The following is a 14,843-nucleotide window of genomic DNA, read 5'->3' on the forward strand; positions in this document are numbered from 1 at the left end:
GTCGGACATTAGCCGCCTAGAGCTTGGCCGTGATGCTGCAAGTGATCGTCGATGAAGCTGGCGATGAAGAAATAGCTGTGGTCGTAGCCGGGTTGCAGGCGCAACGTCAGCGGATGACCAGCCAGTTTGGCAGCCTGTTGCAAAGCTTCAGGCTTGAGTTGGATGGCCAGGAAATCGTCGCGATCGCCTTGGTCGACCAGCAGCGGCAGTTTCTCGTCAGCCTCGGCAATCAACGCGCAGGCATCCCACTCGCGCCACTTCGATCGATCTTCTCCCAGGTAGCGGGAAAAGGCCTTCTGACCCCAAGGGCAATCCATCGGATTGTTGATCGGCGAGAACGCCGACACCGACTGATAACGCCCCGGATTGCGCAAGGCGCAGACCAGCGCACCGTGGCCGCCCATGGAATGACCGCTGATGCCGCGCTTGTCCGACGCAGGGAAATGCGCTTCAACCAATGCCGGCAATTCCTGCACTACATAGTCGTGCATCCGATAGTGCCGGGACCAGGGTTCCTGGGTGGCATTCAGATAAAAACCGGCGCCGAGGCCGAAGTCCCAAGCGCCATCCGGATCACCCGGCACATCGGCACCGCGAGGGCTGGTGTCCGGTGCGACGATGATCAGCCCCAGTTCCGCGGCCATGCGCATGGCACCGGCCTTGTGCATGAAGTTCTCGTCGGTGCAGGTCAGGCCGGACAACCAGTACAGCACCGGCAGTTTGCCCCCCTGCTCCGCTTGCGGCGGCAGGTACACGGCAAACACCATGTCACAGCCGAGCACGTCGGAGCGGTGCCTGTAGCGTTTGTGCCAGCCGCCGAAGCTTTTCTGGCAGGAGATGTTTTCCAAACTCATAGCAAGCTCCCCGCTGCAAGCCCAAACCTCAAACGCCAGCCGATGCGATCGGCTTGCCGCTTGAAGCTTGAAGCTTGCAGCTGCTCCTCAGAAATGAATGACGCTACGGATGCTTTTGCCTTCATGCATCAGGTCGAACGCCTTGTTGATATCTTCCAGACCCATGGTGTGGGTGATGAAGGTATCCAGCGGAATTTCGCCGGTCTCGGCCATTTCGACATAGCTCGGCAACTCGGTACGACCACGCACGCCGCCGAACGCCGAACCGCGCCAGACGCGACCGGTGACCAGCTGGAAGGGACGGGTGGAGATCTCCTGGCCGGCACCAGCGACACCGATGATGACCGACTCGCCCCAGCCCTTGTGGCAGCACTCAAGTGCAGCGCGCATCAATTGGACGTTGCCGATGCACTCGAAGGAAAAGTCGACGCCGCCATCGGTCATGTCGACGATGACTTCTTGAATCGGACGGTCGAAATCTTTCGGGTTCACACAATCGGTTGCACCCAGCTGCTTGGCGATCTCGAACTTGGCCGGGTTGATATCGATGGCAATGATCCGCCCTGCCTTGGCTTTGACCGCGCCGATCACGGCCGACAAACCGATACCGCCAAGACCGAAAATGGCGACCGTATCACCGGGTTTTACCTTGGCCGTATTGAGAACCGCGCCGATGCCGGTAGTGACACCGCAGCCCAGCAGGCAGACTTTTTCCAGGGGTGCTTCTTTAGGAATCTTGGCGACGGAGATTTCCGGCAGCACGGTGTACTCGGAGAAAGTCGAGGTTCCCATGTAGTGGAAAATCGGTTCACCCTTGTAGGAAAAACGCGAAGTGCCATCCGGCATCAGGCCTTTGCCCTGGGTTGCGCGAATGGCCTGGCAGAGGTTGGTTTTGCCCGACAGACAGAATTTGCACTGGCGGCATTCCGGGGTGTACAGCGGGATCACATGATCACCGACGGCGACCGAGGTCACGCCTTCGCCGATCGCTTCAACCACCGCGCCACCTTCATGACCGAGGATCGACGGGAAGATGCCTTCCGGGTCAGCGCCCGACAGGGTGTAAGCATCGGTATGACAGACACCGGAGGCCACCACGCGCAGCAGGACTTCACCAGCCTTGGGCATGGCAACATCGACTTCAACGATCTCGAGGGGTTTCTTGGCCTCGAAGGCAACGGCAGCGCGCGACTTGATCATGTGGGTTCTCCAGCGAATAAAAACGAGACAGGAAGTGTAATACAGTGCCTTACGGTGAATAATCCGGATAAAAGCAAAACATTATTGCCATACAGGGATAATCCTTGATGTCCGAAAACCGCTGGGAAGGTATCGACGAATTTGTCGCAGTCGCCGAATGCAGCCAGTTCACGGCTGCCGCGGAACGCCTGGGGGTTTCTTCCTCCCACATCAGTCGACAAATAGTACGCCTTGAAGAGCGCCTGCAAACCCGACTGCTTTACCGAAGCACCCGCCGGGTAACACTGACCGAGGCCGGGCAAACCTTCCTTCAACATTGCCAACGCTTGCAGGACGGACGCGAAGAAGCGCTGCGGGCGGTCGGCGACTTGACCAGCGAACCCAAAGGCATGTTGCGCATGACTTGCGCCGTGGCTTACGGCGAACGCTTCATCGTGCCATTGGTGACCCGCTTCATGGGGCTCTATCCGCAACTGCGAATCGACATTGAACTGAGCAACCGCCAACTCGATTTGGTGCACGAAGGCCTGGACCTGGCGATCCGCCTCGGCCGCTTGCAGGATTCAAGACTGGTGGCAACACGCCTGGCACCACGGCGCATGTACCTGTGCGCCTCGCCGTCCTACCTGGAACGTTATGGCCGCCCACACAGCCTGTCGGAACTGAGCCGACACAACTGCCTTATCGGCAGCTCGGACATGTGGCAACTGGAACAGAACGGCCGGGAATTTTCCCAACGGGTACAGGGAAACTGGCGCTGCAACAGTGGCCAGGCGGTGCTGGATGCGGCGCTGCAAGGGGTTGGGTTGTGTCAGTTGCCGGATTACTACGTGCTTGAACACCTGAAAAACGGCGAATTGATTTCACTGCTGGAAGCCCACCAACCGCCGAACACCGCCGTGTGGGCGCTTTATCCACAGCAGCGGCATCTGTCGCCGAAGGTGCGCAAGTTGGTGGATTATCTGAAGGAGGGGTTGGCCGAAAGGCCGGAATATCGAACTTAGATCTGCTTGTTCAGGACAGATTTGGTTGCCTGATCCACCGCAATCGCGAGCAAGCTCGCTCCCACAGTGGATCAATGGCGAACACTGAAAAAGTGGGCAACGCTAAAAAGTGTGGGAGCGAGCCTGCTCGCGATTACGGTAGAAAAGAAAACGAGCAACTCAGCGGCGATTCGCCCAACGCAGGCGCAGCCACTCAAGGTCTTCAGGCCGGGTGACTTTGATGTTGTCAGCGCGGCCTTCGATCAGGCGCGGTGCCAGGCCGGCCCACTCCATGGCCGAAGCCTCATCGGTGATGGTCACATCCGCCACCAGACTGTCGGCCAGGGCTCGATGCAATGCGCCGAGACGAAACATCTGCGGTGTATAGGCTTGCCAGATCAGACTGCGATCAACGGTTTCCAGCACTCGGCCGTGTTTGTCGACGCGTTTCAGAGTGTCGCGGGCAGGAACCGCCAGTAACCCGCCGACGGGGTCGTCCGCCAGTTCGATCAACAACTTGTCCAGATCGTCGCGCGCCAGATTCGGCCGCGCGGCATCGTGGACCAGCACCCAATCCTCATCGGCAGCGCCCTGGGCGTGCAGATGCAGCAACGCATTGAGCACCGAACCCGAGCGTTCCTGGCCACCTTCCACCCGCTGAATGCGCGGGTCACTGGCGCAGACCAGGTTTGACCAATAAGGATCATCGACAGCAAGACTGACCACCAAACCTTTCAGGGTCGGATGATCGAGGAAACAGCCCAGGCTGTGTTCGAGAATAGTGCGCCCGCCCAGTTGCAAGTATTGCTTGGGACGGTCCGCGGCCATACGGGCACCGACGCCCGCGGCAGGAATAACGGCCCAGAAGGCCGGTAACGACTGGATCATTGGGCCAACTGGTAGAGGGTTTCACCCTCCTTGACCATACCCAACTCATGGCGAGCCCGCTCTTCAACGGTCTCCATGCCTTTTTTCAGCTCCGCTACCTCAGCGTCGAGCACGCGATTGCGCTCCAGCAAGCCCTCGTTTTCGGCATGTTGATCGGCAATTTGCTGAGTCAGATCAGCCACCTGCGCCAGACTGCCATTTCCCACCCACAGGCGGTACTGCAGGCCAGCCAGCAGCAAGAGCAGGATGAGAAACAACCAATTGGGACTGCGCATCGAATATCGGGATTCCAGTGAAAAAAGACAGCCATGCCAACCACTTTGAAACGACTGATAGCACGAAGCCTGGAAAACCAGGCTTGTGCTTATAAGGCATCAGATTAGTGGCAAATTCATCGCTGTAGCGATTTTCCCGACACAATCCGGTGTCTTTTTACCATGTGGTGCCCTGCCTCACCAATGCGCTCCTCTTTTGACGGCAACAGGCACCGTCAAAAAGGAGCAGTGTTGGTGAGGCAGGGCACCTTATTAACCGCGGAACTCGCTGCGGCCGTTGTACTTGGCTTTGCCATTCAACTGCTCTTCGATACGCAGCAGTTGGTTGTACTTGGAAACGCGGTCGGAACGGCACAGCGAACCGGTTTTGATCTGGCCCGCCGCAGTACCCACGGCCAGGTCGGCAATGGTCGAATCTTCGGTTTCGCCGGAACGGTGCGAGATCACCGCGGTGTAACCTGCGGCCTTGGCCATCTGGATGGCTTCCAGCGTTTCGGTCAGGGTGCCGATCTGGTTGAACTTGATCAGGATCGAGTTGGCGATCTTTTTATCGATGCCTTCTTTCAGGATCTTGGTGTTGGTCACGAACAGGTCATCGCCTACCAGCTGGACCTTCTCGCCGATCTTGTCGGTGAGGATTTTCCAGCCTGCCCAGTCGGACTCGTCCAGGCCATCTTCGATGGAGATGATCGGGTAACGCTCGGTCAGGCCTTTGAGGTAGTCGGCAAAACCTTCAGCGGTGAACACCTGGCCTTCGCCGGACAGGTTGTACTTGCCATCTTCATAGAATTCGCTGGCGGCGCAATCCAGAGCCAGGGTCACGTCAGTGCCCAGCTTGTAACCGGCGTTGGCCACGGCTTCGGAGATCACTTTCAACGCGTCTTCGTTGGAAGCCAGGTTTGGCGCGAAACCACCTTCGTCACCCACAGCGGTGCTCAGGCCACGAGCCTTCAGCACGGCTTTGAGGTGATGGAAAATCTCGGTGCCCATGCGCAGACCTTCCGAGAACGTCTTGGCGCCAACCGGCTGAACCATGAATTCCTGGATGTCGACGTTGTTATCGGCATGCTCGCCACCGTTGATGATGTTCATCATTGGCACCGGCATCGAGTAGACACCCGGAGTACCGTTGAGGTTGGCGATGTGTGCGTACAGCGGCAGGTCCTGGTCGTGAGCTGCTGCCTTGGCCGCGGCCAGGGAAACGGCGAGGATCGCGTTGGCGCCCAGGGTTGCCTTGTTTTCGGTACCGTCCAGCGCGATCATCGCGCGGTCCAGTGCCTGCTGGTCTACCGGGTCTTTCCCCAGCAACAGGTCGCGGATCGGACCGTTGATGTTGGCTACAGCCTTGAGTACGCCCTTGCCCAGATAACGGCTCTTGTCGCCATCACGCAGCTCGAGTGCTTCACGCGAGCCAGTGGAAGCACCGGACGGCGCGCAGGCGCTGCCGATGATGCCGTTATCGAGAAGCACGTCCGCTTCGACGGTGGGATTGCCACGGGAGTCGAGAACTTCACGACCTTTGATGTCGACGATTTTTGCCATTGTTGTAAACACTCCAAAGTTGACGAAAACGACGCAGCTGAAGGAAAACCTTTTATCGTCGGCAAGTGTTGGACAGCAGGCATACTTGCGGACGACAAGGCTCAGACCCGAAGGCCTGAGCAATAATAATCGTGGGGTACTTTACCGGAGAAATCAGAGTTACGCGGTTTCTACCGTCGGAAAACTCTTCACCAGTTCATCCAGAGCCTTGAGCTGGGCCAGGAATGGCTCCAGTTTGTCCAGACGCAAGGCGCAAGGGCCGTCGCATTTGGCATTGTCAGGATCCGGATGCGCTTCGAGGAACAGCCCGGCCAGCGATTGGCTGATGCCGGCCTTGGCCAGGTCAGTGACCTGGGCGCGACGACCGCCGGCGGAATCGGAGCGACCACCGGGCATTTGCAGCGCGTGGGTCACGTCGAAGAATACCGGGTATTCGAACTGCTTCATGATGCCGAAGCCAAGCATGTCCACAACCAGGTTGTTGTAGCCGAAGCTCGAACCGCGCTCGCAGAGGATCAACTGATCGTTACCCGCTTCCACGCACTTGCTCAGGATGTGTTTCATTTCATGAGGAGCGAGGAACTGGGCTTTCTTGATGTTGATCACCGCGCCGGTCTTGGCCATGGCCACTACCAGATCAGTCTGACGCGACAGGAAGGCCGGCAACTGGATGATGTCGCAGACCTCGGCGACCACGGCAGCCTGTTCAGGCTCGTGGACGTCGGTAATGATCGGCACGCCGAACGCCTGCTTGATGTCCTGGAAAATCCGCATGCCCTCTTCCAGGCCGGGGCCACGGTAAGAGGTCACCGACGAACGGTTGGCCTTGTCGAAGCTGGCCTTGAATACGTAAGGGATACCGAGTTTCTCGGTGACCTTCACGTACTCTTCACAGACCTGCATGGCCATGTCGCGGCTTTCCAGCACATTCATGCCACCGAACAGCACCATCGGCTTATCGTTGGCGATTTCGATGTTGCCTACGCGGATGATTTTCTGTGCCATTGAATCAAGCCTTCTTCTGATGTTGAGTCAAAGCCGCCTTGACGAAACCGGTGAACAACGGATGGCCATCGCGCGGAGTCGAGGTGAACTCAGGGTGGAACTGGCAAGCGACGAACCATGGATGATCCGGTGCTTCCACCACTTCGACCAACGCGCCATCACCGGAACGACCGGAAATTTTCAGACCGGCCTCGATCAGGGTCGGCAGCAGCTTGTTGTTCACTTCGTAACGATGACGATGACGCTCGACGATGACGTCCTTGGCATAGCAATCGTGAACCAGAGACCCGGTTTCGAGCAGACAATCCTGCGCGCCCAGACGCATGGTGCCGCCCAGGTCGGAGGTTTCGGTACGGGTTTCGACTGCGCCGGTGGCGTCTTCCCACTCGGTGATCAGACCGACCACCGGATGACCACTGTTGCGATCGAATTCGGTGGAGTTGGCGTCTTTCCAGCCCAGCACGTTACGCGCGAACTCGATCACGGCCACTTGCATGCCCAGGCAGATGCCCAGGTAAGGAATCTTGTTTTCGCGAGCGAACTGAACGGCGGTGATCTTGCCTTCCACGCCACGCAGACCGAAGCCACCCGGAACCAGGATCGCATCGACGCCTTCGAGCAGCGCGGTGCCCTGGTTCTCGATGTCTTCGGAATCGATGTAACGCAGGTTGACCTTCGTGCGGTTGCTGATGCCGGCGTGACTCATCGCTTCGATCAGCGACTTGTAGGCGTCCAGCAGCTCCATGTACTTGCCGACCATGGCGATGGTGACTTCGTGCTCTGGATTGAGCTTGGCATCGACCACGGCTTCCCACTCGGACAGATCGGCACCGTTGCATTCCAGGCCGAAACGCTCGACGACGAAATCATCCAGGCCCTGGGAATGCAGGATTCCCGGAATCTTGTAGATGGTGTCAGCGTCTTCCAGCGCGATGACCGCACGTTCTTCAACGTTGGTGAACTGCGCGATCTTGCGACGCGACGCGATGTCGATCGGGTGGTCGGAACGGCAGACCAGCACGTCTGGCTGCAGGCCGATGGAACGCAGTTCCTTGACCGAGTGCTGAGTCGGCTTGGTTTTGGTTTCGCCGGCAGTGGCGATGTACGGCACCAGCGTCAGGTGCATCAGCATCGCGCGCTTGGCGCCGACTTCGAAACGCAATTGACGAATCGCTTCGAGGAACGGCTGCGACTCGATGTCACCCACGGTGCCACCGATCTCGACCATGGCCACGTCGGCATCGCCGGCGCCCTTGATGATCCGGCGCTTGATCTCGTCGGTGATGTGCGGAATCACCTGGATGGTTGCGCCCAGATAATCACCACGGCGCTCCTTGCGCAGGACGTGTTCGTAGACACGGCCGGTGGTGAAGTTGTTGTTCTGGGTCATGGTCGTGCGGATGAACCGCTCGTAGTGGCCCAGGTCCAGGTCGGTTTCGGCGCCGTCGTGGGTGACGAACACTTCACCGTGCTGGAACGGACTCATGGTGCCCGGATCGACGTTGATGTAGGGGTCCAGCTTGAGCATGGTGACCTTAAGTCCCCGCGCCTCCAGGATGGCCGCCAATGAAGCCGAGGCAATGCCTTTCCCCAATGAAGAAACAACACCGCCCGTGACGAAGATGTAGCGCGTCATGAAAAACCCTAGAAGTCTGCGTTAAAGCGGTCAGAGCCGCCGGGGAAAGCGAAGGAAGGCCGAAGCCCCCGATCACCTGCATTAATTACAGTGCATCTTTCGAAAAACTGCTGCGTTGGAACAGATCGGTACAGAAAACCGATACGGTACGCGCTACACATTTTTTGAGAATCGCCCAGCAAAGACTGCTTGGTAATCGGCAACTGCTGCAATTCTGGTGAATCCACAGAAGTTGTATCAAGAAGGGAGCGTAGTCTACCGGAAAGCCCCTTTCAGCTCAAACCTTGATCGCTCGTCGGTAACTGCCAATGCAATCGCCAGCATTCATCGGCACTTGTATCCAGTCCCGGGAGGTTCGCCACGGCCAGTAATTGCTCGCCGCGGTACAGCAGCGGCAATCTGCCGCGGGCGAACAATGGCAGGCCGCTTTCGTTGAGCAAGCGCTTCAGGTCCCGATGACCACGGCCAGGCAACTGCATGACTTCGCCGCCCTGGCGATAGCGTACCTGCAAGGGACCTTCAGGGATTGTGCCACTGAGGCGCAGCTGGCCGTTACCGGGCAATGGCAGAGGGGTCGCCGGGTCTGGCCAGCCCGGCACCGGCTCTACCGCCTGCAGCCAACCGCCGGACAGCCACCAGACTCGCCCGCCGGCCCGGTGCAACTCGCCGTCGGCCAGACGCCAGATCGGTCGTGCATCGTCGGCTGCGTCGCGCAAATCCTCCCAACTCGCCCAATGATCGCTGTCCGGTAGCCGCGTCCGCGCCGTAAGCCAGTGACTCAGCGCATTGCGCTGGCGAGCGGTGGAGAGTTTTGCAAGGGACGCCAGCTCCAGAGACGGAACCCCCAGCCAATCGAAATCACTGATTGCGCCCGCCTGGGCCAGATCGATTTGTGCCAATTCATCGAGCAACGCCTGTGCTTCGCTCAAGTGCGAGGCACTGCGGGCCATCGTCGCCACCGCTTGCGGCCAGCGCTCGGTCAATACCGGAAACACCTGATGCCGCAGGTAATTGCGCGAGAATTGCCGGTCCTGGTTTGAAGGATCTTCAATCCAGCTCAACTGATGTTCGGTCGCGTAGGCCTCAAGCTCGGCGCGCGTGACATCAAGCAACGGCCGCAGCAGACGCCCCCGACCCAATGGACGCACACTCGGCATCCCCGACAAGCCCCTCACCCCGGCCCCGCGCATTAACCGAAACAACAGGGTTTCCGCCTGATCGTCACGGTGCTGGGCCGTCAGCAGCACTTCACTGGGTCCGGTGGTCGCTTTGAACGCGTCATAACGCGCATCCCGGGCGGCACGCTCAAGGCTGGCACCAGGCCGGACCTGAACACGAACCACCTGCAGCGGCACGCCCAAGGCATCACAGACCGACTGACAATGCTCCGGCCACGCATCGGCCACAGCCTGAAGGCCGTGGTGGACATGGATAGCGGTCAGCATCGGAAGTGATTCGGTTTTCGCGAGTTGCGCGAGAAGGTGCAGCAGAACGGTGGAGTCGAGGCCGCCGGAGAAGGCGATGCGCCAGGTCGGGGCGTTGCGCCAGAGGGCCAGTCTTTGAAGCAGACTGGTAGAAAGATCGGTGCCGCCGGACTTGAATTGACTCATTGCAGAGTACCGCCACAAATCTGGAGCAAAATCACAATACCTGTGGGAGCGAGCTTGCTCGCGATAGCGGCCTTACATTCAACACCAATGCTGTCTGTCAGATGGCCATCGCGAGCAAGCTCGCTCCCACAGTAGATCAGAGACCGTAGCTCATCAGGCGCTCGTAACGACGGGCCAGCAGCGCTTCGTTGTCGAAGTTCTTCAGCATCGCCAGCTGCGAGCTGAGCTCGGCACGGATCGATGCCGCCGCAGCGGCCGGATTACGGTGCGCGCCGCCCAGTGGCTCGCTGATGACCTTGTCGACGATGCCCAGGCCTTTCAAGCGCTCGGCAGTGATGCCCATGGCTTCGGCGGCATCCGGGGCCTTTTCGGCGGTTTTCCACAGAATCGAGGCGCAACCTTCAGGCGAGATCACCGCGTAGGTCGAGTATTGCAGCATGTTCAGTTGATCGCAGACACCGATCGCCAGTGCGCCGCCGGAACCACCCTCACCGATCACGGTAGCGATGATTGGGGTTTTCAGACGGGCCATGACCCGCAGGTTCCAGGCAATCGCTTCGCTCTGGTTGCGCTCTTCGGCGTCAATACCCGGGTATGCGCCCGGCGTGTCGATGAAGGTCAGGATCGGCATCTTGAAACGCTCGGCCATTTCCATCAGGCGGCAAGCCTTGCGATAGCCTTCCGGACGGGGCATGCCGAAGTTGCGGCGAACCTTCTCGCGCACTTCGCGGCCTTTCTGGTGACCGATAATCATTACCGGCTGGTCGTCCAGACGAGCAACGCCACCCACAATGGCGGCATCGTCGGAAAAGTGCCGATCGCCGTGCAGCTCATCGAACTCGGTGAAGATATGCTCGATGTAATCCAGGGTGTACGGGCGTCGCGGGTGACGCGCCAGGCGCGCGATCTGCCAGCTGGTCAACTTGCCGAAGATGTCCTCGGTGAGCGTGCTGCTCTTGTCTTGCAGACGAGAGATTTCATCGCCGATATTCAGCGAATTGTCATTACCGACCAAGCGCAACTCTTCGATCTTGGCTTGCAGGTCGGCGATCGGCTGTTCGAAATCAAGAAAATTCGGGTTCATAGGCGTCCGTCTTGGGTCGACGTCCAAGGGAGCTTGGGCCGGCCGGTTGTCTATTCGCGCCCTACCTTAAGGGACAGGCGCGTTCAGGTCGAGATTAAAAATTCAGGTCGAGATCAGGCACGCATTTATATAGAGAGAAATGACACCTGACCGTCAACGGTATTGGAGGAAGACGTTGTCTCGCCCGAACTGGTCACGCAGGGCTTGAATCAAGCTGTCTGCCGGGTCAATTCGCCAGGTCTCGCCAAACTGCAGCAAGGCCTTGGCGTCCTGGCCGGTGTACTCCATGGTAATCGGGCAGGCTCCGCGATGACGCTTGAACAACTCACCCAGCCAACGCAGCCGATCACCTTTCAAGGCCTCGGAATGGACCTTCAGGCGCAGGCTCTCGGCCAGATTGGTGCGAGCGTCTTCCATGCTCATCACCCGCTTGACCCGCAGGCGCAGGCCACCGGAGAAGTCGTCATTGCTGACTTCACCTTCGACCACCACCATCGCATCGGTCTGCAACAGCGACTGTGCCGAGTGAAACGCTTCGGCAAACAGCGACGCCTCGATCCGCGCCGAGCGGTCATCGAGGGTAATGAAGCCCATCTTGTCGCCCTTTTTATTCTTCATCACCCGCAGGGCGATGATCATCCCCGCGACCGTCTGGGTATCCCGGGCCGGTTTAAGGTCGATGATGCGCTGACGGGCGAAGCGGCGAATTTCTCCTTCATATTCGTCGATCGGGTGACCGGTCAAGTACAGACCGAGGGTATCTTTCTCCCCTTTCAGACGCTCCTTGAGGGTCAGCTCCTTGGCCTTGCGGTGATTGGCGTAGACATCGGCGTCTTCTTCGACGAACAGACCGCCAAACAGGTCGACATGACCGCTGTCGTGGGTACGCGCGGTTTGTTCGGCCGCCTTGATCGCCCCTTCCATGGCGTTCAGCAAGACCGCCCGGTTGCGGTCGATATTGGCCTGATAGGCTTTCTGCTCGTCATGGAAGTAAGGCCCCAGACGATCCAGCGCACCGCTGCGGATCAAACCGTCCAGGGTGCGCTTGTTGATACGCTTGAGATCGACACGGGCGCAGAAATCGAACAGATCCTTGAACGGACCTTCCTGACGCGCCTCGGTGATGGCTTCCACCGGACCTTCGCCCACACCTTTGATCGCGCCGAGGCCGTAAATAATTCGGCCTTCGTCATTCACCGTGAACTTGAACTCCGAAGTATTCACATCCGGCGCGTCGAGGCGCAGCTTCATGGTGCGAATTTCTTCGATCAAGGTCACGACCTTGTCGGTGTTGTGCATATCCGCCGACAGCACCGCCGCCATGAATGGCGCCGGGTAGTGCGTTTTCAGCCACGCGGTTTGGTAAGAAACCAGGCCATAAGCGGCGGAGTGGGATTTGTTGAAGCCGTAACCGGCGAATTTCTCTACCAGGTCGAAAATGTTACCGGCCAGGTCGGCGTCGATATTGTTGGTGGCGCAACCTTCAATGAAACCGCCGCGCTGCTTGGCCATTTCTTCGGGTTTTTTCTTACCCATGGCTCGGCGCAACATGTCCGCGCCGCCGAGGGTGTAACCGGCCATGACCTGGGCGATCTGCATCACCTGTTCCTGATACAGGATGATGCCGTAGGTAGGCGCCAATACCGGCTTCAAGCCGTCGTACTGATAGTCGATGTGCGGGTACGCAAGCTCGGCGCGACCGTGCTTGCGGTTGATGAAGTCGTCCACCATGCCCGATTGCAGCGGGCCCGGACGGAACAGCGCCACCAGTGCGATCAAGTCTTCCAGGCAGTCGGGCTTGAGCTTCTTGATCAGCTCCTTCATGCCCCGGGACTCGAGCTGGAACACCGCCGTGGTTTCGGCTTTCTGCAGCAATTGGTAAGTCGGTTTATCGTCCAGCGGGATAAAAGCGATGTCCAGCGGCGGTTGGTCGACCTTGGCACGGTCGCGGTTGATGGTCTTCAACGCCCAGTCGATGACCGTCAGGGTCCGCAGGCCGAGGAAGTCGAACTTCACCAGACCGGCAGCCTCGACGTCGTCCTTGTCGAACTGGGTTACCAGACCGTCGCCTGCTTCATCGCAATAGATCGGCGAGAAATCGGTGAGCTTGGTCGGTGCGATAACCACGCCACCGGCATGCTTACCGACGTTACGCACAACGCCTTCAAGCTTGCGGGCCATCTCCCAGATTTCCGCGGCTTCTTCATCGACCTTGATGAAGTCCCGCAGGATCTCTTCCTGCTCGTAGGCTTTTTCCAGGGTCATGCCGACTTCGAAGGGAATCATCTTCGACAGTCGATCCGCCAGGCCGTAGGACTTGCCTTGCACCCGCGCAACGTCACGGATCACCGCTTTCGCCGCCATCGACCCGAAGGTGATGATCTGACTCACGGCGTTGCGACCGTATTTATCGGCCACGTAATCGATCACTCGATCGCGACCGTCCATGCAGAAGTCGACGTCGAAGTCGGGCATGGAGACCCGTTCCGGGTTAAGGAAACGTTCGAACAGCAGATCGTATTCCAACGGATCGAGGTCGGTGATCTTCTGGACGTAGGCGACCAGCGACCCGGCACCCGACCCACGGCCAGGACCTACCGGCACGCCGTTGTTCTTGGCCCACTGGATAAAGTCCATAACGATCAGGAAGTAACCGGGGAAGCCCATCTGGATGATGATATCCAGCTCGAAATTCAGCCGGTCGACATAGACCTGACGCTTGGCTTCGTAGTCCTCGGTAGTGTCCTTGGGCAGCAGGACGCTCAGGCGATCCTCGAGGCCATCGAATGACACTTTGCGAAAGTATTCATCGATGGTCATGCCATCGGGAATCGGGAAGTTGGGCAGAAAGTGCTTGCCGAGCTTCACTTCGATGTTGCAGCGCTTGGCAATCTCGACGGAGTTTTCCAGCGCCTCGGGCAAGTCGCTGAACAACTCGGCCATTTCCTCTGCGCTTTTGAGGTACTGCTGATCGCTGTAGTTCTTCGATCGCCGCGGATCGTCGAGGGCGCGACCTTCGCCGATGCAGACGCGGGTTTCGTGGGCTTCGAAATCTTGCTGCTTGATGAAGCGCACGTCGTTGGTCGCGACCAATGGTGCGCCGAGCTTTTCGGCCAGGGCCACGGCCGCGTGCAGATGCTCTTCGTCGTTCGGGCGGTTGGTGCGCTGCACCTCCAGATAGAAACGATCCGGGAATACCGCCATCCAGTCACGCGCCAGGGTTTCGGCTTCCTGCGGATTGCCGCCAAGCAGGGCGATACCGATTTCGCCCTCCTTCGCCGCCGACAGCATGATCAAGCCTTCGCTGGCCTCGGCCACCCACTCGCGCTCAATGATGATCGAGCCATTGCGCTGACCGTCGATAAAGCCGCGGGAGATCAATTCGGTGAGGTTGCGATAGCCGACCCCGTTCATGGCCAGCAGGCTGATACGGCTCAGCGAGTTTTCAGGATCCTTGTTCGACAACCACAGGTCGGCACCACAGATCGGCTTGATCCCGGCACCCATGGCCGCCTTGTAGAACTTGACCAGCGAACACATGTTGTTCTGGTCAGTGACCGCCACGGCAGGCATGTTCATGCCGACCAGGGTCTTGACCAGCGGTTTGATCCGCACCAGACCGTCGACCAGGGAGTATTCAGTGTGCAGGCGTAGATGAACGAATGAAGCCGGCATAGTGATCCTGTGTGAATTCGAAAACGACAAGGCCCGGAAATCCGGCACTTTAAAGCTACTCCGCTTGGTAATACTGCGTTGAACAGAGGCT

General features: G+C 58.8%; 11 protein-coding genes. 1 reads left to right on the forward strand and 10 read right to left on the reverse strand.

Features of this window, described 5'->3' with window-relative positions:
* Window positions 1-8: 8 nt before the first annotated feature.
* A complete protein-coding gene (gene fghA, locus F8N85_RS11165) occupies window positions 9-854 on the reverse strand; it encodes an S-formylglutathione hydrolase (protein WP_150803676.1) in 846 nt (281 codons plus the stop codon).
* An 87-nt stretch (window positions 855-941) separates the two neighbouring features.
* Window positions 942-2,054 (reverse strand): S-(hydroxymethyl)glutathione dehydrogenase/class III alcohol dehydrogenase, encoded by a 1,113-nt coding sequence (locus F8N85_RS11170; protein ID WP_150803677.1) that lies wholly within the window; start codon window positions 2,052-2,054, stop codon window positions 942-944.
* A gap of 107 nt (window positions 2,055-2,161) precedes the next feature.
* Between F8N85_RS11170 and F8N85_RS11175 the strand changes: the two genes are divergently transcribed.
* A complete protein-coding gene (locus F8N85_RS11175; RefSeq protein ID WP_150803678.1) occupies window positions 2,162-3,058 on the forward strand; it encodes a LysR substrate-binding domain-containing protein in 897 nt (298 codons plus the stop codon).
* A 159-nt stretch (window positions 3,059-3,217) separates the two neighbouring features.
* On the opposite strand, the gene ispD is transcribed toward F8N85_RS11175, so the two are convergent.
* The 8 genes from ispD to dnaE all read right to left on the reverse strand — a co-directional run bounded on the left by ispD (window position 3,218) and on the right by dnaE (window position 14,752).
* The gene (gene ispD / locus F8N85_RS11180; protein WP_150803679.1) at window positions 3,218-3,925 is read right to left on the reverse strand and encodes a 2-C-methyl-D-erythritol 4-phosphate cytidylyltransferase; all 708 of its coding nucleotides are present in this window, start codon (window positions 3,923-3,925) and stop codon (window positions 3,218-3,220) included.
* On the reverse strand, window positions 3,922-4,200 hold the full coding sequence (gene ftsB / locus F8N85_RS11185; protein ID WP_150803680.1) for a cell division protein FtsB: 279 nt from the start codon (window positions 4,198-4,200) through the stop codon (window positions 3,922-3,924). Before ftsB ends, ispD begins: the two co-directional genes overlap by 4 nt.
* 252 nt (window positions 4,201-4,452) lie before the next feature.
* Window positions 4,453-5,742 carry a phosphopyruvate hydratase gene (eno, locus tag F8N85_RS11190; RefSeq protein ID WP_150803681.1) on the reverse strand — a complete coding sequence of 430 codons (1,290 nt, stop codon included), beginning with the start codon at window positions 5,740-5,742 and terminating at the stop codon, window positions 4,453-4,455.
* 159 nt (window positions 5,743-5,901) lie between these two features.
* Window positions 5,902-6,747 (reverse strand): 3-deoxy-8-phosphooctulonate synthase, encoded by an 846-nt coding sequence (gene kdsA / locus F8N85_RS11195; RefSeq protein ID WP_150645060.1) that lies wholly within the window; start codon window positions 6,745-6,747, stop codon window positions 5,902-5,904.
* Window positions 6,748-6,751: 4 nt separating this feature from the next.
* Window positions 6,752-8,383, reverse strand: a complete 1,632-nt coding sequence (locus F8N85_RS11200) for a CTP synthase (protein ID WP_150803682.1) — start codon at window positions 8,381-8,383, stop codon at window positions 6,752-6,754.
* A 272-nt stretch (window positions 8,384-8,655) separates the two neighbouring features.
* On the reverse strand, window positions 8,656-9,993 hold the full coding sequence (gene tilS / locus F8N85_RS11210) for a tRNA lysidine(34) synthetase TilS (protein WP_150803684.1): 1,338 nt from the start codon (window positions 9,991-9,993) through the stop codon (window positions 8,656-8,658).
* Between the two features lie 136 nt (window positions 9,994-10,129).
* Window positions 10,130-11,077, reverse strand: a complete 948-nt coding sequence (locus tag F8N85_RS11215; protein WP_150803685.1) for an acetyl-CoA carboxylase carboxyltransferase subunit alpha — start codon at window positions 11,075-11,077, stop codon at window positions 10,130-10,132.
* A gap of 153 nt (window positions 11,078-11,230) precedes the next feature.
* Entirely contained in the window at window positions 11,231-14,752 is a 3,522-nt protein-coding gene (dnaE, locus tag F8N85_RS11220; RefSeq protein WP_150803686.1) for a DNA polymerase III subunit alpha, read from the reverse strand.
* Window positions 14,753-14,843 lie beyond the last annotated feature (91 nt).

Origin of the sequence: Pseudomonas fluorescens, assembly GCF_902497875.1 — a bacterium.
In the GTDB taxonomy this organism is placed as follows: Bacteria; Pseudomonadota; Gammaproteobacteria; order Pseudomonadales; family Pseudomonadaceae; genus Aquipseudomonas; species Aquipseudomonas fluorescens_BR.

What these genes read in the sequence shown, in the direction of transcription:
- dnaE (WP_150803686.1), bottom strand. Translation starts at nt 14,752, where the DNA reads ATGCCGGCTTCATTCGTTCATCTACGCCTGCACACTGAATACTCCCTG.
- tilS (WP_150803684.1), bottom strand. Translation starts at nt 9,993, where the DNA reads ATGAGTCAATTCAAGTCCGGCGGCACCGATCTTTCTACCAGTCTGCTT.
- ftsB (WP_150803680.1), bottom strand. Translation starts at nt 4,200, where the DNA reads ATGCGCAGTCCCAATTGGTTGTTTCTCATCCTGCTCTTGCTGCTGGCT.
- kdsA (WP_150645060.1), bottom strand. Translation starts at nt 6,747, where the DNA reads ATGGCACAGAAAATCATCCGCGTAGGCAACATCGAAATCGCCAACGAT.
- F8N85_RS11175 (WP_150803678.1), top strand. Translation starts at nt 2,162, where the DNA reads ATGTCCGAAAACCGCTGGGAAGGTATCGACGAATTTGTCGCAGTCGCC.
- F8N85_RS11170 (WP_150803677.1), bottom strand. Translation starts at nt 2,054, where the DNA reads ATGATCAAGTCGCGCGCTGCCGTTGCCTTCGAGGCCAAGAAACCCCTC.
- F8N85_RS11200 (WP_150803682.1), bottom strand. Translation starts at nt 8,383, where the DNA reads ATGACGCGCTACATCTTCGTCACGGGCGGTGTTGTTTCTTCATTGGGG.
- fghA (WP_150803676.1), bottom strand. Translation starts at nt 854, where the DNA reads ATGAGTTTGGAAAACATCTCCTGCCAGAAAAGCTTCGGCGGCTGGCAC.
- F8N85_RS11215 (WP_150803685.1), bottom strand. Translation starts at nt 11,077, where the DNA reads ATGAACCCGAATTTTCTTGATTTCGAACAGCCGATCGCCGACCTGCAA.
- eno (WP_150803681.1), bottom strand. Translation starts at nt 5,742, where the DNA reads ATGGCAAAAATCGTCGACATCAAAGGTCGTGAAGTTCTCGACTCCCGT.
- ispD (WP_150803679.1), bottom strand. Translation starts at nt 3,925, where the DNA reads ATGATCCAGTCGTTACCGGCCTTCTGGGCCGTTATTCCTGCCGCGGGC.